At 47.2% G+C, this 19,440-nt stretch carries 17 protein-coding genes; 12 read left to right on the top strand and 5 right to left on the bottom strand.

Translation table 11 applies throughout. The annotated features are described in order from the left end of the window. Positions 1 to 180: 180 nt before the first annotated feature. From Q0340_RS07775 to Q0340_RS07760, 4 genes are all read left to right on the top strand, one after another. On the top strand, positions 181 to 1,155 hold the full coding sequence (locus Q0340_RS07775) for a hypothetical protein (protein WP_298082841.1): 975 nt from the start codon (positions 181 to 183) through the stop codon (positions 1,153 to 1,155). 372 nt (positions 1,156 to 1,527) lie between these two features. Continuing rightward, a complete protein-coding gene (locus tag Q0340_RS07770) occupies positions 1,528 to 2,967 on the top strand; it encodes an ankyrin repeat domain-containing protein (RefSeq protein WP_298082840.1) in 1,440 nt (479 codons plus the stop codon). Between the two features lie 389 nt (positions 2,968 to 3,356). Continuing rightward, positions 3,357 to 4,793 (top strand): catalase, encoded by a 1,437-nt coding sequence (locus Q0340_RS07765; RefSeq protein WP_298082839.1) that lies wholly within the window; start codon positions 3,357 to 3,359, stop codon positions 4,791 to 4,793. Continuing rightward, positions 4,790 to 5,278 carry an ankyrin repeat domain-containing protein gene (locus Q0340_RS07760; RefSeq protein WP_298082838.1) on the top strand — a complete coding sequence of 163 codons (489 nt, stop codon included), beginning with the start codon at positions 4,790 to 4,792 and terminating at the stop codon, positions 5,276 to 5,278. Before Q0340_RS07765 ends, Q0340_RS07760 begins: the two co-directional genes overlap by 4 nt. 771 nt (positions 5,279 to 6,049) lie before the next feature. Here Q0340_RS07760 and Q0340_RS07755 read toward each other — a convergent pair. Together Q0340_RS07755 and rarD are read right to left on the bottom strand one after the other, a co-directional pair. Next, positions 6,050 to 6,460: a hypothetical protein gene (locus Q0340_RS07755; RefSeq protein WP_298082837.1), complete on the bottom strand. Its 411-nt coding sequence runs from the start codon at positions 6,458 to 6,460 to the stop codon at positions 6,050 to 6,052. Next, on the bottom strand, positions 6,453 to 7,325 hold the full coding sequence (rarD, locus tag Q0340_RS07750) for an EamA family transporter RarD (protein WP_298082836.1): 873 nt from the start codon (positions 7,323 to 7,325) through the stop codon (positions 6,453 to 6,455). The genes Q0340_RS07755 and rarD overlap by 8 nt, the downstream gene beginning before the upstream one ends. Before the next feature lie 104 nt (positions 7,326 to 7,429). Here rarD and Q0340_RS07745 point away from each other — a divergent pair, with 104 nt between their 5' ends. Further along, positions 7,430 to 8,773: a class II 3-deoxy-7-phosphoheptulonate synthase gene (locus Q0340_RS07745; protein ID WP_298082835.1), complete on the top strand. Its 1,344-nt coding sequence runs from the start codon at positions 7,430 to 7,432 to the stop codon at positions 8,771 to 8,773. A 493-nt stretch (positions 8,774 to 9,266) separates the two neighbouring features. Further along, positions 9,267 to 9,476 (top strand): hypothetical protein, encoded by a 210-nt coding sequence (locus Q0340_RS07740; RefSeq protein ID WP_298082834.1) that lies wholly within the window; start codon positions 9,267 to 9,269, stop codon positions 9,474 to 9,476. Positions 9,477 to 9,923: 447 nt separating this feature from the next. On the opposite strand, the gene acpS is transcribed toward Q0340_RS07740, so the two are convergent. Genes acpS through Q0340_RS07725 form a run of 3 tightly spaced genes read right to left on the bottom strand, consistent with a single transcriptional unit; the run spans position 9,924 to position 11,561 of the window. Next, positions 9,924 to 10,295 carry a holo-ACP synthase gene (gene acpS, locus Q0340_RS07735; protein ID WP_297880665.1) on the bottom strand — a complete coding sequence of 124 codons (372 nt, stop codon included), beginning with the start codon at positions 10,293 to 10,295 and terminating at the stop codon, positions 9,924 to 9,926. A gap of 28 nt (positions 10,296 to 10,323) precedes the next feature. Continuing rightward, complete coding sequence (locus Q0340_RS07730) at positions 10,324 to 10,818, bottom strand: peptidylprolyl isomerase (protein ID WP_298027750.1); 495 nt, start codon at positions 10,816 to 10,818, stop codon at positions 10,324 to 10,326. An 8-nt stretch (positions 10,819 to 10,826) separates the two neighbouring features. Continuing rightward, entirely contained in the window at positions 10,827 to 11,561 is a 735-nt protein-coding gene (locus Q0340_RS07725) for a YebC/PmpR family DNA-binding transcriptional regulator (RefSeq protein ID WP_177388917.1), read from the bottom strand. A gap of 133 nt (positions 11,562 to 11,694) precedes the next feature. Here Q0340_RS07725 and Q0340_RS07720 point away from each other — a divergent pair, with 133 nt between their 5' ends. The 6 genes from Q0340_RS07720 to Q0340_RS07695 form a co-directional block, all read left to right on the top strand. Further along, positions 11,695 to 11,910, top strand: a complete 216-nt coding sequence (locus Q0340_RS07720; RefSeq protein WP_040304091.1) for a heavy-metal-associated domain-containing protein — start codon at positions 11,695 to 11,697, stop codon at positions 11,908 to 11,910. Between the two features lie 11 nt (positions 11,911 to 11,921). Further along, positions 11,922 to 14,099, top strand: a complete 2,178-nt coding sequence (locus tag Q0340_RS07715; protein WP_298082833.1) for a cation-translocating P-type ATPase — start codon at positions 11,922 to 11,924, stop codon at positions 14,097 to 14,099. A 450-nt stretch (positions 14,100 to 14,549) separates the two neighbouring features. After that, entirely contained in the window at positions 14,550 to 15,800 is a 1,251-nt protein-coding gene (locus tag Q0340_RS07710) for an ankyrin repeat domain-containing protein (protein WP_298082832.1), read from the top strand. Then, a complete protein-coding gene (locus Q0340_RS07705) occupies positions 15,778 to 16,005 on the top strand; it encodes a hypothetical protein (protein WP_298082831.1) in 228 nt (75 codons plus the stop codon). Before Q0340_RS07710 ends, Q0340_RS07705 begins: the two co-directional genes overlap by 23 nt. 480 nt (positions 16,006 to 16,485) lie before the next feature. Further along, positions 16,486 to 18,186: a Na+/H+ antiporter NhaC family protein gene (locus tag Q0340_RS07700; RefSeq protein WP_298082830.1), complete on the top strand. Its 1,701-nt coding sequence runs from the start codon at positions 16,486 to 16,488 to the stop codon at positions 18,184 to 18,186. Next, on the top strand, positions 18,183 to 19,440 hold a 1,258-nt coding region (locus Q0340_RS07695), incomplete at its 3' end, for a hypothetical protein (protein ID WP_298082829.1). The genes Q0340_RS07700 and Q0340_RS07695, both read left to right, overlap by 4 nt.

Genomic DNA, 19,440 nt, shown 5'->3' with positions numbered 1-19,440 from the left:
ATAAAAATTTAAGCGGGACCTTCCCGCTTAAATTTATCTCTTTATCTCACTAAATTTTACTCAACAAATAAATTTCAAAAATGCTTGAGTCTGGCAAGCAAGGTAGCCTTAAATTTAATACTATCCCAAGCGATAAAGAAGTAAAATATGATCGCTTAAGATCGCAGGCGAGGGATAAGGATGAACGAAGCAAGGCTCGAAGAGCTAAAGAAAATTCTAAATGAACGGCGTCAAAATTTAGAGCAAGGCTCGCGGGAAAATTCTGACGCTCAAAATTTTGATGCCTTAAATTTTGATACTTCAGAATCCGATACCTCAAATTCAAATGCTTCAAATTTCAATGCCTCAGATTTAAATATTACAAATTCCAAGGCTTTAAATTCTAATGACAAAAATTCAGACGATCTCAATTTAAATGCAGAGCGTGGTAGAAAATTTCAAAATTTAGATCCAGACAATACTACTTTATTTAAAAATTCTAACGCTAGGAACTACGACAAAGATCCGATAATAATCAAAAATTATGAAAAGTTTTTTGTTTATGCCCATCTTCTTGTATTTCTTCAGGTATCAGGTCTTCTAATATCTTTTATTTGGGATATTGTAGATTTTGGGCATATATATGTAGACGATTATTTAGAAGCCTGTATAATGATATTACTAATCTCCGTTATTACATATATCTTTACCGCGATACGCAATAAACGCGAAATAAGATTTACCGATCAATATATAGAATTTTTAGATAAAGGGGTCGTTAAAAGGCAGTGCAAGGTAGAAAAGGATAAATTATGCAAAAACTTTTCCACGCAAAATTTTAGAACCCCATCTTTTATCGTGTTGGTTATATTTTGTGTCGGCTCGTTAGGTTTTTTCTTTGTATTTTTGCTTTGCATGTATGTGGCGAATATATTTATAAAATTCGTCGTGTATTTTTGCATAAATAAAGGCATAAAAGGATTTAAAATTTTTCCATTTATAAAAGTAGATGAGCCGTGGCATGGCGGATATTTATATTATTCCGTTGTCGTATCGGCACACTACTATTTGATTTATTTGTATAGCAGTGAAATTTACGACGAAGTTAGAGAGTATTTTCTACAGAAAAATATAAATATAGACTATATTAAAAAGGACTATACGGTTTTTATCTAGGAGGATATGCGAAGGGGCGGTAAATTTAAAACTAAAATTTCAATATTTTATGGTGCCGTCATTAAATTTCGTAGCGATACTGAGTGCAAATACGGCGTAATTTTAGCGCTAAATTTTATGCGTAGAAGTGCTTGTTGAAATTCTAGCCGCCTGTCGTTAGGATAAAATTTCGTCGGTAGAATTTTACCCGAGCTACATTTCTACGCGGAATTCTATCGGTAAAATTTCGAAGGTCAAATTTCGCGCCTAAACTCTCTTAAACCTCGCCCTGCAAATTTCGCCTGAGCGAAATTGCCTTGTGAAATTCCGCCCGTTTATATTCGGCTAAGCTCACACTCGGTAGTATTTGTCATTTTATTTGCGGAGGTTGCTTTGAAAGAGATAAAATCCAAGCTCATCATAGCGTGCTTGGTTGTTACGGCGGGCGTATTTTGTCTGATCGCAGGCAGTGCACTTATGGATAGATCCGAAACTCAGCCCGCGCAAAATTCCACGGCGAGCCGCGCTGCGACCTCCGGCAACTCCTCCAATCCGCCACTAACGGACGAGGATCGCGCTGCGCGAGCGAGATACTGGCACGAAAGGCTGGGCGCCGAGTTAGATTTGGACGAATGCGTAGTGCAGGGCGATGAGCGAATGGAGTATTTCCGCAAGCTTTTGCGCTCCAAGGACACTGCTCGTATTTTAACATTTATGCGAGAGCAGCGCATCACTGCGGGCGATCCGCTGCATTTTGGCATAACGGCGATAATGTATTCTAGCTTTTACAACGATGCAAACACTACCGAGGAGCTGATCTATCACGGAGCGGATATCAACCGCACGGACGATTTTTCTCATTCGGCGTTAAGCTATGCTATCGAAAATAACTCTACCGCCGCCGTGGAAGTTCTACTCAAGCACGGAGCTAGCTTTTCTAGCGTTAAATATGTTCGTCCGTGGCTTGCGACTCCGGGACGCTGCGATGCCTATTTGGTCGCTGATACTAGCGATGCGCAGGTAAGGGAATATTACGAAACGCCTAAAAGCGAGGGTACTAGTGCGGTATCCGATCCGCTCTATTATGCCGTAGCAGGCGGATTTTTGCAGATGACGGAGCTTATGCTTAGCAGCGGTGTAAGACCTGAGATTACCGCTTGGACGGACGATCATTGTATTGCTTTTACGCTCAAGCACCGCAAAGATGAGCGGCAGCCGAACTGCTCCATCTATCAGATGCTACCGCAGCGATATGACGCAAGTATGCTAAATCTGCTGCTTAAATACGATTTAGTCGGGCTTCCGGACGATGAGCGTATCCAAAAACAATACGATGATTGCCGCAATGATTTGTATTTGTTGAAAGAGCATAAGAAAAGATACCTAGAGCATATGGATAATTATTGTTACGATGAGATTATTTTGAACCAGACCTTATTAGGTAGTTTTAATTATGATATGGTCAGGTTTGATATGACGGAGCAACCAAAGGATTGGGAAAAGAGTGCAATGATGTTCAACGCAGGTTCGCTGCCCGATCTTAATAGATGCGGCTCGGTAACGCCGAATACGGCGCTGCTAGGTATCTACGATACGCTTATAAAGCGCTATTCCTCGCTTTGTGGCAATGAGCCTAAGGGTGCAAGCGGCTTTGATTTGGATAAATTTTTTAGATATTTACACTTAGAAAAATTGGAATATTATCTTAAAATAGAGTATAAAGGCAAGGTGATAAAGGTGGAGGAGTACGATAAAATTTTAAGGCGCGATGCGTCTAAGCAGCTAGAGCAAGCGGGATCCAAGACTGCAGATACCGCGTCCGCCAATGAGTAAAATTTCGTAGAGATTTTGGTTATGATCGCTACGCATTTGGCAAAATTTTATAAAATTTTAATGATTTTAAATTTGTCGTTTCTCTTTAATATCTTGATCATCGCAATCCTACCTTTAAGTTATCACTACCTTGTATTTTGTATATAGCATCTATAATTTATATAAGATCGCGAAATATCATCTTTCTTATATTAATATGAGATAAATTTATATATAGCAGACCTCATAATTTATGAAATTTATAATGTTAAATATGGGCTAGAAATATAAAATTTTTAAAATATTACAAATTCTAAGCCTAAACTTCTATCAATAATTTTTATTATTTAATGAATATTTTAATTTATATATGTATAATTACAAACAAATTTTATTAGAAAGGAATAAATATGAAAAAACTAACCACTACTTCGGGTAATCCTATCGCGGATAACCAAAACTCCCTTACCGCAGGCAGTCGCGGCGGTATAATGTTACAAGATTATCAGCTACTTGAAAAACTAGCTCATCAAAACAGAGAGCGCATCCCTGAGCGCGCCGTTCACGCAAAAGGTAGCGCCGCATACGGAACATTAGAGATTACGCACGACATCTCACGATATACTAAGGCCAAAGTATTGCAAAAAGGCGAGAAAACAAAGCTGCTTTTGAGATTTTCTACCGTTGCCGGTGAAGCTGGAGCGGCTGATGCTGAGCGCGACGTAAGGGGCTTTGCGATTAAATTTTACACCAAAGAGGGCAACTGGGATTTGGTCGGAAACAACACTCCCGTCTTTTTTGTAAAAGACCCGTATAAATTCCCGGATTTTATCCACACGCAAAAGCGTGATCCCCGCACACACCTCCGTTCAAATGAGGCAGCATGGGACTTTTGGAGCTTAAGCCCTGAGAGTATGCATCAAGTAACCATCCTGATGAGTGACCGCGGTATTCCGGCAAGTTACCGCCATATGCACGGATTTGGCAGCCACACCTACAGCCTTATAAATGACAAAAACGAAAGATTTTGGGTTAAATTTCATTTCAAAACTCGCCAAGGCATTAAAAATTTAACCAACGCTCAGGCCTCACAGATCATTGCAAAAGATCGAGAGAGCAATCAACGCGATCTTTTTGAGAGTATAGAAAAGGGCGACTTTCCAAGCTGGGATTTTAAAATTCAAATAATGACTCTACAGCAGGCAAAAGAGGTCAAATTTAACCCCTTTGATCTAACCAAAACTTGGCCTCATAAGGAGTTCCCACTCATCGACGTGGGCGTCATGACGCTAAACGAAAATCCGAAAAATTATTTCAATGAGGTTGAGCAGGCTGCATTTAGCCCGTCAAATATAGTGCCTGGTATCAGCTTTAGTCCCGATAAGATGCTGCAAGCAAGGATATTCAGCTATCCCGATGCTCAAAGATATCGTATCGGCACGCACTACGCCCAGCTAGATGTTAATCGTCCTGTAAGTGAGGTCAATACTTACGTCGTGGGCGGCGCGATGAATAACGGAATGTATGGGCTTGACGATAAGGCTTACTATGAGCCTAACAGCTTTGGCGGTTCCAAAGAGGATCGTGCTTTGTTAGAGCCTGATATAAGCATAGAAGGCGCGATGCAAAGATACGATCACAGAGCCGAAGATCAGGATTATTATTCGCAACCTAGAGCGCTTTTTGAGCTAATGAGCCAGAGCCAAAAATCGCAGCTTTTTAGTAATATCGCAGATAGCATGGAGGGTGTGAGCGAAGCGATAAAAGAGCGCGCGATAGGACATTTTGAAAAAATTTCCGCTGACTACGCAAATGGCGTAAGAGCCGCTTTGAAAGCAAAAAATTGACGAGATTAACACAGGCCGAAGAGCAAAGATATGGCGAGCTTTGCGCTATAGCGCTTGATTTTGCTAGGCGAGATGATGCTGACGAGCTAGAAAAGATGATAAAGGCGGGCCTTAGCGTAAATTTAAAATCCGCCAAAGGCGACACGCTTTTAATGCTAGCTAGCTATAATAACGCGCTAAAGACTGTAAATATGCTGCTCTCAAACGGCGCCAGAGTCGATGAGCGTAACGACCGCGGGCAAACCCCGCTCGCGGGCGCGGCCTTTAAAGGGCATTTGGAGGTAGTCAAAGCTCTCGTAGACGCCGGTGCGGACGTAGAGGCTACGATTGGTCTTGGTATGACACCCTATGCCTTTGCTGTGATGTTTGGTAGAAGTGAAACGGCAAAATTTTTACTAAGCAAGCGTAAAAAGCAGGGATTGTTACAAAGACTGGCGGTTAAATTTTTAGGAATTTTCACCAAAAAGAGCGCGCGAGCGGTTTAAATTTGATATTCCTTGATATTTGGCGGTTTAAAATTCACGCGCTTTAGCGCTTATACACGGTTTAAAATTTGACGTATTTTAGAGCTCGCATAGGATTAACTTTCGGAGATTTTACTAAAAAGATGCAAGGATGATTTGAAATTTTGGCATACCATTTCTAACCTTTAAGATTTTGCTTCTCTCGCTTATCTGGTACACAGGTATAGTGTCGTTTTGCGATATGCCAATAAATAAATACAAGCCCTCTTTGTTTATCTAATATGGTGCGCTCTTTTATGACTATAAACGGCGCGCGGTTTTGGGCTATAATTTAACTCTCTGCCGGCTTAGGAGATAGAATTTTATATTGCTCGTTCGTCTGCTTCGCTAGTTTAGAGGTATTTGGCTGCGCCTGCGCTATTTTGCTAGCGCTGCCTGTCTAATTTGCATTTTTCCCTCCATCAGCTTTGCTATGCCTCCCCATTTCGTCTGAATTTAGCAGGTCTTGTGGCTTCGCCCATGGGCTCAATTTTTGCGATGAAGTTCGGTATGATCTATTGCGATCCTTGTGGCAAGACTATAAATTTTCCTTTGAATCTTTGCAGAGTTTGTAAATTTTTAAGATTTTTCAACGCGCTTGGAATTTTATTGATTTTTGGATCGAGCTTGTCTTGTAGCTGGATTTGGCTTAGTACTGCAGCTAAATTTTATAATTTTGGGTTCATCGATCGAGCCCTTTACGCCGAGCCGATTATTATATGTAGCCTAATTTTGATATCGTAAGGATCACGACTATAAGCTCCTAAATTCCATCTCCAGCTGCTTGCGCCAGTCTTGCAGCGAGCGCTCTGAGCTGAGCGCGTATTTTTCGATCAGAGCGTCCGTTTTATTGAGAAACTCAAATAGCTTGCCCTCCCACACGGCGGGGTTTAGGTTGCTTTGATGCATCGTTTTTATATAAACCAGCTCCTTGCTAAGAGCCTCGAGCTCGTCTAGATAGCTCTCGCGAGCGCTTTCATTGCGCAGTTCAAGCCGCTTTAGAGCTCGCAGTTTGTCCTCCAAAATATCGCAAAATTTCATATATCTTTGCGAGCTAAGCTCGGGATCTGCGGCGTCTGCACGCGCGGAAGCCTTTTGGACCTGAAAATACACGAGCGCGCCCACCGCAAGGGCGACTGCGAACATCAAAGCGAAATTAGCCATTTTTTCTCCTTAAGCCGTCCAAGCCCACGACCGCGAGCCCGAACCAAATTAGCGAAAAGCTTAAAATTTTGTAAGTCTCAAGCTCCTCGCCGTAGATAAATACCGCGATTAGCATACTCATGCTGGGGCTGATGTATTGCATAAAGCCGATCGTAGATAGCGGCAGATACTGCGTGCTTACAGCGAAGGTAAGCAGCGGCAAAATCGTAATCAGTCCGCTTGCAAACAGCAGCGCGCCGCTTGCGCTGAGGCCGAAAGCGCCGCTTCCTTTCAGCGCGCAGTAGATCAGAAACGCAAGCGCGGGCAGCAGCATCAGCGTCGTCTCGCAAAACAACCCCTCAAAGCTAGGCACTTTTACCTTCTTGCGTAGGAGCCCGTAAAATGCAAAGCTAAGCGGCAGCACGAGCGAGATTATCGGTAGCCTACCCAGCGCGTAAATTTGCACGCCGATAGCCGCAAAGGCTAGCAGAAAGGAAAATTTCGCCGCCGCGCTTAGCCGTTCGTGCAGAAACAAAGCGCCCAAAAGCACCGAAAATAGCGGATTTATAAAATATCCGAGACTCGTGGCTAAAATTTGATCGGAATTTACCGCGTAGATATAAATGCCCCAGTTCGTGCTGATAAGTAGTCCCGTACAAAGCAGCGTGAGAGCGATTTTAGGAGCGCTAAGAAGTCGCGCGACGTTTTTTAAGCGGTGCGTAAAGCAGAGAAAAACGAGCAGCAGCAGGAAGGACCAAACGACGCGATGCGCTAAAATTTGCACCGCGTCCACGTCCTTTATGAGCTTGAAAAATATCGGAAAAACGCCCCACATAAAAAAGGTCGCAAATGCAAGCATTAGTCCTTTAGTGCGATCGTTTTCCATAAAATTCCTTCCAAATTGCCTAAAGGCGCTATTTTAAGATTTTTTGGGTTAATAAAAGCTTATTTGGGTATAATCGTGAAATTTTACGAAACCTAGGAGGGGCTATGAGTTGGAGTAGGACGTCGTGGAAAGATTATAAAATTTTACAGCAGCCGATTTATCAGGATGAAAGTGCGGTGCAGGCCGCTAAAGAGCGCCTTTACAAGCTGCCGCCGTTAATTTTCGCGGGCGAGGTTCGCAACCTAAAAGCCGAGCTTGCGCGCGCCAGCGAGGGCAAGTCGTTTCTGCTTCAAGGCGGCGATTGCGCGGAGAGTTTTAATGATTTTAGCGCGAATAATATCCGCGATATGTTTAAGGTAATGCTTCAGATGGCTATCATTCTTACCTTTGCAGCGGGACGCCCCGTCGTTAAGGTGGGGCGTATCGCAGGGCAGTTCGCAAAGCCGCGCAGCAGCGACTTCGAGGAGGTTGGCGGCGTAAGTCTGCCTAGCTACCGCGGCGACATAATCAACGGATTTGAGTTTAACGAAGCGGCGCGCAAGCCGGATCCTGCGCGCATGATCGAGGCGTATCATCAAAGTGCTTCGACGCTAAATCTTCTGCGCGCCTTTTCTCGCGGCGGTCTTGCGAACCTGCACGAGGTGCATAAGTGGAATTTGGGCTTTTTGAAAAAGGGCGAGCTGGAGGCTAAATTTAACGAGCTGAGCGATGAAATTTCGCGCACGCTTAAATTTATGGAGGCGTGCGGGCTGAGCGCCGCTAACTCTCCGAGCCTTGCCGAGACGGTGCTTTACACATCGCACGAGGCGCTGCTGCTGCACTACGAGGAGTGTCTGACGCGCATCGACAGCACCAGCGGCGATTGGTACGACTGCTCGGCGCACATGCTTTGGATCGGCGAGCGCACGCGCGGCGCGGACGATGCGCACGTGCATTTTTTAAGCGGTATCAAAAACCCTCTCGGCGTTAAGATCGGCCCAAGCGGCACTGCGGATGAAATTTTGCGCCTTTGCGACAAGCTCAATCCGCAAAACGAAGCAGGCAGGCTAAACGTCATCATCCGCATGGGCGCGGATAAGATCGGCGCGCGGCTGCCGCAAATTTTACGCGAGCTAAAGCGCGAGGGCAGGGCGATCCTATACAGCATCGATCCGATGCACGGCAACACCGTCAAGGCCGCCAACGGCTACAAAACGCGCGAATTTTCTAAAATTTTAAGCGAGGTGCAGAGCTTTTTTGAGATCCACGCCGCGGAGGGCACGCACGCAGGCGGCATCCATCTTGAGATGACCGGTCAAAACGTCACCGAGTGCACGGGCGGCTCGTTTAACGTGACGCAAGAGACGCTAAAACAGCGCTACGAAACGCAGTGCGATCCGCGCCTAAACGCAGATCAGGCGCTAGAGCTTGCGTTTTTGCTCGCCGATAATCTAAAAAAGGCGGAATAATCCGCCTTTTGTTGCGCGAGAATTTGGTCGCGGCTTGGAATTTTAGTCGTAGTTTGGGGCGTTTTGACGTAAGCTAGCGCTACGACCGCGCTTTGCGCTTGAAATTTAAATCGTATCTTGGCGCGGGCGATTAAAATTTACATAGCCCTAAATACGAAGCGGTTTTAGGCGCAGTCTCGGGGCGGCCAAAATATAGAGAATTGAAATTTATACCTCACGCGAAAACGTAAGCCGTATAAGCTCGCCGCCCAAATACGAGCAATTGAAAATTTTGTGGCGTCGCACCCTGATAAAATTTCTTTTTGCAGAGACTTGTGAACTTCTTGGCGGCTAAATTTATCCTCGCAGACTTGCGGCTTAAAATTTTAAATCCGCTCTGTATGGAATTTTTGAAATTTGCGCCGCCGTGAAATTTTAAATTTAGCGCTAAATTTACGGCTCGCGAAATTTCATCTTTAAATTTCTTCGTGTAAATTTAATCGCTCGCTGCTCTGTGTGTGCCGCCTATCTGTGTGTCGTTCAAGCTAGTGCCAGACCAAGCAGTAAATGTAGCTATGCAAGCTCGCCGCCGTTTTTTCGTACAATAGCAAAAGAGAACGCCGCGCTATCTGCGGTATTCGGCATAGATACGGCGCACAAGTTCTTGCTTGAGATGGGCGCGACGAACAGATGCCGTCGCGGCGCGTGTTTCATTGGCTCATGAACTTTCGCTTAATCCTTGATGATGCGATAGATTAGGCGGAGCAGACTTCGCATCCGTTTAAAATTTCAAAGCGCGATTTCGCCGTGAAATTTTAATAGAAAGTCTATGTCTCTGCCGCTAAATTCCAGGCTGAAATTTTACCTTTTGAGTTTATGCTGCAGCGCCGCTATAAAATTCTGTGCCTTAAATTTAAAGCAAAATTCTGCGGCGCGGTGAAATTTTAAAATTTCGTTGCGGTAAATTTTGTGCTCTAAAATTTTATCCATGAATGTAGAATTTTAAGTCGGCAAATATAAAATTTGAGATAGTCAAAGTTTGCTGCCGTATCGTGTACTGCGCCGCGAAATACTACTCTACAAAACCTGCGCCTAGCCTCAAAAATTCCGTCGTGCGAAATTTACGCAGAATTTACGCGGAGTTCTTGCTACCGTGCGCTGCTTCGCTTCGTTACTTTGAGCGCGGCTTATTAAGTTTTAGTGCGACTACGGCGATTGCGACGTTTGCGTCGTGCGTGATGCTAAGGCTTGCGGATTTGATATGAAATTTTTTACGTATTTTTTTACGTATTTTTAGGTGCGGCGCGCCCAGGGCGTCTTTGTAAATTTTAGCGTCTTTAAAGCCGAATTCCGCGCCGATGCCGGTGCCTAGCGCCTTGCTAAGCGCCTCTTTGGCGGCATAGATGCCCGCGATACTTTCGTCGCGCAACGCGGAGGAGCGTTCGGATTTTTTCAAAATGCGCTTTAGAAATTTCGCGCCGTATTTTGCGCGCAGCGCCGCGATCCTGCGCACCGCGGTTATGTCCGTGCCGATCTTTATCACGGTCTGGCGCCCCGCGGTTTAAATTTAATCACGATTGCAGGCTCTCTTTAATCTCGATGTCGATGATCTTATCGCCCTGTCTGATCGCGTCCAAAACCGCCAGACTAGGCTGATCCACGATTTGTCCGAACACCGTGTGCACGCCGTCTAGGTGCGGCTGCGCGCTGTGGCAGACGAAAAACTGACTACCGCCCGTATCACGCCCTGCGTGCGCCATCGATAGCGCGCCGCGCACGTGCTTGTGCTTTTGGCGGTCGCATTCGCACTTTATGCGCCAGCCGGGACCTCCCGTGCCGGTGCCGCGCGGGCAGCCGCCTTGGATCACGAAATTTGGAATTACGCGGTGAAAATTTAGCCCCTTGTAAAACCCGCTGCGCGCGAGACTAGCGAAATTCGTAACCGCCTGCGGGGCTTCGCCTGCGAAAAGCTCCAGCTTCATATCGCCCTTTTCGGTTTTTATCACGGCGTATTTATCGCGCGCCAAAGCCGCTGCGTCGATGTCGTAAATTTTTAAGCTTTCCATTTTTTCTCCTATGCGATGTTGGTGTAAACTGCCTGCACGTCGTCATCATCCTCTAGCCGCTCGAGCAGTGCGTCTATGTCGCCAAGCTGCTCCTCGCTAAATTCGTGCTTTTCGTTGGCGACGAATTTTAAACTTGCGCTGATGATCTCAAGCCCTATCTTTTCGATCCCTTCGTTTAGAGTACCGAAGCTTTCGTATTCGCCGTAGATTAGTAGCGTCTTTTCGAGCTCGCCCTTATCGTTTTCAAACTCGTTGATCTCAAGCTCGCTAAGACCGAAGTCGATGAGCTCAAGCTCCAGCTCCTCAATGTCGCGGCTCGGCAGCTTGGTCTCAAAAACGGCCTTGTGCGAAAACATAAATTTCAAACTGCCGCTCGGCAAAAACTCGCCCTTGGCTTTATTTAAAATCGACTTTACGTTCGCGACGGTGCGGGTCGGGTTATCGGTGGCGCATTCGATTATGAGAAGTGCGCCGTGGGGCGCCTTGCCGTCGTAAAAGATCGTTTTGATATCGGCGCTATCCTTGCCGCTTGCGCGCTTGATAGCCGCGTCGATGTTGTCTTTGGGCATATTTTGCGCCTTTGCCGTGGCGATCGCGGCGCGCAGCTTGGAGTTCATCAGCGGATCTTCGCCGCCCTCTTTCGCAGCCATCGTTATGGCCTTGCCCAGTTTTGGGAAAAGTTTGCTCATCTTCCCCCATCTAGCTTCTTTTGAAGCGCGTCTGTATTCAAAAGCTCGTCCCATAAAATTCCTTAAAGCTTAAATTTAAAAACGGGTGATTATAACGAAAAACCCTTAAATTTCAGGAGCGGGCGTTGAAATAAAATTTATTAAAAAGTAGTATAAGTTTTGAAATTTTAATCCAAAGGAGAGGCTTATGGCTTTGAAACAAAGCGTAAAATTTAAGGCGCAAAATATACACTGCGAAAACTGCGCTAGGACGATCAAAAACGCGCTCAAGGACGATTTCGGCGAGATCGAGGTGGACGTAGCAAGCGGAGTGGTGAGTTTAAGCTTAGATCCGCGCGACGAGGCTAAATTTAAAGAGGAGATGGATGATTTGGGTTTTAGCGTCGCAGAAAAGCTAGCCTAAAAACTAACGCAATGTCAAGTAAAATCACTCTAAATATCGTTGGGATGAGCTGCGTAAACTGCTCCAATGCGATCGAGCGGGTAAGTCGCAAGATCGAGGGGGTACAGGACGCGCACGTAAATTTCGCAAACGGCAGCGGCGAGTTTGTGCTTGCTGATCCAGCGCTTGAGGAGACGCTAAAAGCCAAGATCAAAAAGCTGGGATACGACATCGCCGTGGATTACGAGGATTTGGAGCGCAAAAAGCGGCGCAACCTCAAAGCGGCGCTATTTAGGCTAATCCTCGCTCTCGTTTTAGCCGCGGCGGTAATGGCTGTGGAGATGAGCGGGTTTTTAAGCTTCGTTCCAAAAGCGCTGCTTTGCGCGGCGATGGCGTGCGTGAGCCTGTTTTACTGCGGCAAGAACTTCTTTTATCACGCTTATGGCTCTCTGAAAAACAGAAGCTTTGATATGAACGTGCTCGTGGCGATGGGAAGCTTTTTTGCGTTTGCCTATTCGCTAACGGCCGCGGCGTGGGTCTATACGCACGGCGTGCAGAACGAATTTACCAATCTTTATTTCTCGTCCGCCTCGATGATAATCGCCTTTATTTCGCTCGGCAAATACCTTGAAGAGCGCAGCAAGATGAAGGCGAACGACTACATCAAGGGGCTAATCGATCTAAGCCCTAAAACCGCGCTTTTGATCAAAGACGACGGCACGATAGCCGAAGTGCGCGCAGAATCGCTAAAGCCGGGCGATAAGGTGCTAGTAAAAAACGGCTCGCGCATCCCTTGCGACGGGCTTATCGTCGAGGGCGGCGCGCAGATCGACACCTCGCTCATCAGCGGCGAGAGCTTGGCGGTTTATAAAAGCGTAGGCGATGAGGTGAATGCGGGCTGCGTCAGCACGGACGGCGTCATCTACGTGAAAGTGACGAAATTTTCGCATCAGACGCTGCTTGCCGAGATTAAAAATCTGCTAAACGAGGCGGGCAACAAAAAGATGCCGATCGCGCGCTTTGCCGATAAAATTTCAAATATCTTCGTGCCTGCGGTGATTTTGATCGCGCTTGTCAGCTTTATAGCGTGGATGGCGCTTGACGGGCGGCTCTCATACGCCGCATCCGCCGCTATCTGCGTGCTTATCATCTCCTGCCCGTGCGCGCTAGGTCTTGCGACGCCGATTGCGATCGTTTGCGCGATCTCAAACGCCGCAAAAGCTGGAATTTTAATCAAAAATCCCGAAATTTTAGAAATTTTAAAAGGCGCCGACGTCGCGGTTTTCGATAAAACCGGCACGCTTAGCAAGGGCGAAATTTCGGTAAGCTTCAGCGATCTGAGCGCCCAGGATCTCTACGCTTTAGCAAGCGCGCAAAAGCTTAGCGAGCATCCGATCTCAAAGGCGATCGTAAAATTTGCCGAGCTGAAATTCGGCGAAATTTCTAAGCTTAACGGCGAGTTCGAAAGCATCGCGGGCAAGGGGATTGTCGCTAAAAATCCCACCGGCGAAATTCTTTGCGGCAGCGCGGGCTTTCTGCGCGAGCGCGGCGTGGATGCGGGCGTCGAAGTAGAAGCGGAGGAGCTTTTAGACAAGGGCTTCGGCGTCGTTTACTGCGCGATAGGCGGCTCGTACGCGGGCTTCATCGCATTTAGCGACGAGATCAGGGCTGAAGCGCGCAGCGTCATTCAGACGTTGCAAAAAGGCGGCGTAAAAACCGTCATGCTAACGGGCGATAACGCCAAAACGGCAAATTTCGTCGCTCGCAACCTCGGCATCGACGAGGTAAGAAGCGGAGTGCTTCCAAGCGGCAAATATGAGTTCATCAAATCCCTGACCGATGAGGGCAAACGGGTGCTTTTCGTGGGCGACGGCGTCAATGACGCGCCGAGCTTAAAAGCGGCTAGCATCGGCGTCGCTATGAACGGCGGCAGCGACGTAGCCAAGGGCGCGGGCGACGTGATTTTTATAAAAAACGACCTTGCAAGCGTGCTATATCTATTCCGCCTATCGGGAGCTGCCATGCGGACGATCAAGCAAAACCTCTTCTGGGCGCTGTTTTACAACGCCGTGTGTATCCCGATCGCGGCAGGTGCGCTATATCCGGCGCTCGGCGTGCTTCTAAAGCCGATGTACGGCGCTGCGGCGATGTGCTTTAGCTCCGTAACGGTCGTGCTAAATTCCATCAGATTGAAATTTGCTAAATTTTAACGCGGCGGATTTTGCGCTAGGTGCGGAATTTTGCGCAGAGAAATTTAACTCTACTCGCTGCAAAATTCTTCCATTCTGCAAGGAATTCTACCTCGCAAATTCTATCTCGTTACTAATGCGCGTAGAATTCCACGGAACGGGCTCCACTTGAAAAATTTTATTTCACGATAAACCTAGCGCGGAATTCTGCTAGATTTGTACGGCTTGCAAAATTTTATTTTATCGCTAGGGCGCGCGTAAATTTTAAAATTTTAATATGCGGTCGCCGTGCCGTCATACAGCGCCGCTCGTCGCTGCGCCTCTAACTGCCATTATTTAACGCCGCTCGTCGCTGCGCCGTAAAATTTTAAAAATTCCGCAAAATTTTATAAGGTTGAAAGAAATTCCGTAGAATTCCACTACCCGCACTAAGTTTTAATAAATAAATTTAAAGGTAAAATAACGCTTCAAATGCAATTCGAGGTAGCGATGCGAAAAATTCTAATGGGTTCGTTTGTTTTTTGCGGCACGCTTTTTGGCGCTTCTTGCGAGCAGATACTAAGCGATCCGCGCGGCTTTTTTAGCAAAGAGCCTGCGGACGAAGAGCTGCTGCAAAGCGATTTTGGCTGTAAAGGCTCGCTAGCTGGCGCAGAATTTTTGCAAAATTTAAAAAGCGCGGCTTCTGAGATCAGGGACGAAAATATCGATTGTGTCGGTAACGAAGCCTTGCTGAACGAAAAAAGGCTTGAGCGAACCTTGGCATTTGCGGGGATGGATGGCGAGGGCTTTTTGAGCTATGCTAAAGAGAAAAACTACGCGCAAATTAGCGAAAAATCGCTTGAAGCCTTAGAATTTTACTCCGAGCGCAAGATTGGAAATTTCATCGCTTATGGCAATTTTATGGGCGAGATCCCGGCAGCCAGGGAGGCACTAAGAGATTATTTCGCCGTTAAATTCAACAAAAACGACGCCGATGAGCTGGCAAGCGCCGTGATAGCGGAATTTATCGCATACGCCGCAAAGGATCGCAAGGCGGGAGATTACGGTGAGCTTGAGCTGGCGCTAAAAGGCGGAGTAGGTGCAGATGAGTTTCGTACGCTACTTTTTAGCAAGGATTTTGCAATTTACGAGCTTGATAATGCCCTGGATCTGGCACTTTTGCTAGGATATGACGAGCGCTTTAGCGGCGCTTTGATCGAGCGAGGCGCGCAGGTGAATGCTGGCGAGGAAAACTCTCTATTTTACGCGATGAATAACGTTCAAAGCGCTAAATTTATGATCTCTAAAGGCGCCTTGGTTGGCTATAAAAACTCGCTTGGGCAAACTCCGATATTTTTCGCCGCCGCGGCAAAAAATTATGAGCTCGTAAAGTTGCTAATCTACTCGCACGCTAGCGTAAATGTCCGCCAGATCGGCAGCGCCGAGGCCCAGGCTCTAGCATCGCTAGGCGAGCGTAGCGACGGCTGTGAGCGTTCAGGAGCGGGCAAGACACTGCTGATGTTTGCGGCGCAAAAAAGTACCAAGCAGATCGTTGAATTGCTCGTAAAATCGGGCGCAAACGAAAAGGCGGCCGACGAGGCGGGGCTAAATGCGCTAGACTACGCGCTTGCGGGTGGTGAAGCGGCTACGCAGAGCTATTTGCGCTCGCTTGGATTAAGTCCTACGCAAGTAAGCGATGATTTTACGAGCGATCCGCAAGATGCACCTGAGCGTGAAAATTAGCGGGCTTGATTTAAAGGGTCGCTCGCCGTTTCGTCGTCGTTTTGGGTTTGCGGCGTTTTGGGTTTGCAAAAGCCTTATAAGCTTTAAATTTAATGTTTTGCCGCTTTGTAAATTCTATAGATTTAGCGGATTTTTCGAGTGCGAGTTGGTAGAATTTAACGCTTTAAAATTTTATCGCTTTGCTTGCGCAGGTTGCATGCACTGAAATTTTATAAACGCGCAGACGAGCTTTAAAAATGGCGATATTTGTGCGTTTATGCGCGATAAAATTTTTGCCGAGGGATTTTGGTTTGCGATCAAGAGCGGGATTTCGTCAAATTTTGCGCGAAAAATTTATCCTTTTGCGGCAAAGCAAGTGTCGCAGTGTTGCGGAATTTTACCTTGACTTGGGGGCTTTTGCTATGTTAAGTAGAATTTAAATGCACTTATAAAACGCTTTTTGATTACGCCGCGCGCGGTATTTTGCACCGGAGAGATTTTTCTGCGCGATAAATTGCTTAAAAATGCGTTCGCAAAATTGCAAACGCAGCAAAATTGTAGAGCTTGCTGTGCGATTAAGGCACTCAAAAATCGCCGTAAAAGAAAGCGCGTGAATACGAATTTGCTGCAAAGTGCGCAGAATTTTAAAATTTAACCCCCGATCGGAGGTTAAATTTTAAAATTTTATCAATCATCAAGGATTAAAATGTTAAAAAATTTGCTTATCTTTACGGCGATTTTTTTGCCCGCGCTGGCGCTTGCGGACGTGGAGCCCGCCGTGCGAAACAGCGAGCTTTACGGCATGCTGACGCTTATCCCGCCGGTTGCGGCGATCGTGCTTGCTTTTATCACCAAGGACGTGATTTTGTCGCTGTTTTTAGGCGTGCTAAGCGGAACCTTTCTCATCAGTATGGTCGATCAAAATATCGCAGCTTCGGCGCTTTTCGCTTTTACAGATCTATGCTCGCGCATGGTAAAATCGATGGCTGATACGTGGAATGCGGGCATTTTGCTTCAGGTCATGTGTATCGGCGGGCTCATCGCTTTGGTGACCAAAAGCGGCGGCACGAAGGCGCTTGCGCTCTGGCTTAGCAAGCATGCAGACACTCCAGTTTTGGGGCAAATTTACACCTGGCTGATGGGTATCGTGATATTTTTCGACGATTACGCAAACGCGCTGATCGTGGGCCCTATCATGCGACCGCTTATGGATAAATTTAAAATTTCGCGCGCGAAATTTGCCTTCATCATCGACGCGACCGCTGCGCCGATCACCGGCATCGCGGTGATCTCCACCTGGGTCGGAGTCGAAATTTCGGCGATCAAAGAGGCCTACTCGCAGATCGGCATAGAAAACATAAACGCCTTTACCGTCTTTGTAGAGACGATCCCGTATAGATTTTATAATATTTTCATGATCTTTTTCGTAGTCGCTACCGCCGTGATGAGTAGGGAGTTTGGCTCGATGTATCGCGCAGAGATCGCATCTCGTGGCGGCAAGAGCGGAGCTGCGGATTTTAAGATCAAAAATTTAGAGGATCAAATTTTTGTACCCAAAGAGGGCGTCGCACTTCGCAAGCTAAACGCGATAATCCCGCTAGGAGCTATGATCGTCCTTTCCGTCATCGGGTTTTATTTTAATGGCTACAGCTCGCTGGAGGGCGAGGCTTTGGAGGCGGTCAAGGCAGCCCCTCTTAGCTTTACCTCGATCCGCACCGCATTTAGCGCAGCGGACGCCTCGGTCGTGCTGTTTCAATCCGCGCTCTTTTCGTCGATCATCGCTGTCGTTTTGGGAATCGCGCAAAAAATTTACGGCATTAAAGAGGCGATCGAGGTCTGGGTTGGCGGCTGGAAAAGCATGCTAAATACCGTCATAATCCTGCTTTTTGCGTGGTCGCTAAGCTCTGTTATCAAGGAGCTTGGCACTTCGCGCTACTTGGTCGAACTTCTAAGCGACGCTACGCCGCGCTTTGCTCTTGCGATCGTAATCTTCGTGCTTAGCTCGTTTATCTCATTTTCAACGGGCACGAGCTTCGGTACTATGGGCATCGTTACCCCTCTGGCCGTGCCTCTTGCTCACGCCGTGGGGCAAAAATATGGCCTTAGCGGCGAGGAATTTCACGTTTTTATGTGCGTAAACGTAAGCGCGGTGCTTACGGGGGCGATCTTCGGCGATCACTGCTCGCCGATTTCTGATACGACGATCCTCTCTTCGATGGGCGCAGGCTGCGATCACATCGAGCACGTAAGCACGCAGATGACCTATGCGCTGGTCGTTTGCGGCATCAGTATCATTTGCGGCTACCTGCCTGCGGGCTTTGGGCTTAGCGTGTGGGGATGTCTGATCTTAGGTATCGCGGCTATCATTCTTTTACTGCGCGTGGTGGGTAAAAGAGTGGATGTATGAATTGCGAAAGCTTCGGTAGTTGCGGCAGCTGCACGCTCGGTGAGCCCTATGAGGATCAAATTTTATACAAAAAGCAGCTGATCGCCGATAAATTCAGAGAATTTTTTGACGGCGAGTTTGAGTTTTTTGCCTCGCAGCCGCAAAATTATCGTATCAGGGCGGAATTTGGCATCTGGCACGATATTTGGCATAGCGCATTTGATCTTGCTTACACGATGGGCGGCGCACGTAGTAAGAAAATTTTAATTAACGAATGCCCCAAGGTAGCGCTTCCTATCGCAAATTTAATGCCGCGGCTGCTAGAGGCGCTTAGGCGGAGCGAAGCTTTAAAAGAAAGGCTCTTCGGCGTCGAGTTTATCTCGTGCGCTAGCGGGATTTTGGCGACGCTGCTTTATCACAAGCGCCTGGGCGAGCGCGAGCAGGAGGCGATTTGCGAGCTGGCGGGCAAACTTGACATCGGGGTCATGGCTCGCGCGCGTGGACAGAAGCTGCTAAGCGGCGAGCTAAGCCTCACAGACGAGCTTTGCGTGGACGGGCGAGTTTATAAATTTCGCTTCGGCGAAAACGCCTTCATCCAGCCCAACCGCGGCGTGAACGAAAAGATGATCGCCTGGGCGAGAAGTTGCGTGGACTTCGGTAAAGAGGGCACGAGCGAAGTACGCGCCGCGCAGAATTCCGCCGCAAAGAATTTTACTGAAAAAAATTTTGCCGCACGGAATTTCGCCACAAAGAACTCCATAGCGGAGAATTCCGCCGCGCAAAATTTGGGCTGTGAGCAGTCCGCTGCGCAAAATTTTATGGATCGAAATTTCGCTTCTGAAAATTCCGCCGAATTTAACGCTGCTTGCCGAAATTCCGTTAAGGCAAATTTCGCTCGCGTAGAATTTAACGGCGAAAATTCCGTGAAACCTAACTGTGCATCCGCAGGCGAGAGCTCTGCGGATAAAAATTTCGCTCGCAAGGATTTGGAAGTGCAAAATTCCGCTGCGCAAAATTTGGATTGTGAAAAGAAAAGCGCGCAAAATTCAGCCTGCAAAAATTCAGCCGAGCAAAATTCGAGTCGCGAACAATATGCCGTACGCCAAGAAAGCTCCGCAGCGCGCGATCTGCTGGAGCTGTACTGCGGGCACGGCAACTTCACCATCCCGCTTGCGGCTAAATTTAACCGCGTGCTGGCGAGCGAAATTTCAAAAAGCTCGATTGCTAATGCCCGCATAAACTGCGAGCTCAACGGCGTTTGTAACGCGCAATTCG

The organism is uncultured Campylobacter sp. (assembly GCF_938045595.1).
Classification (GTDB): Bacteria; Campylobacterota; Campylobacteria; order Campylobacterales; family Campylobacteraceae; genus Campylobacter_B.
Note: the sequence above shows the minus strand (reverse complement) of the source record. Positions and strands in the feature narration are given on the sequence as shown.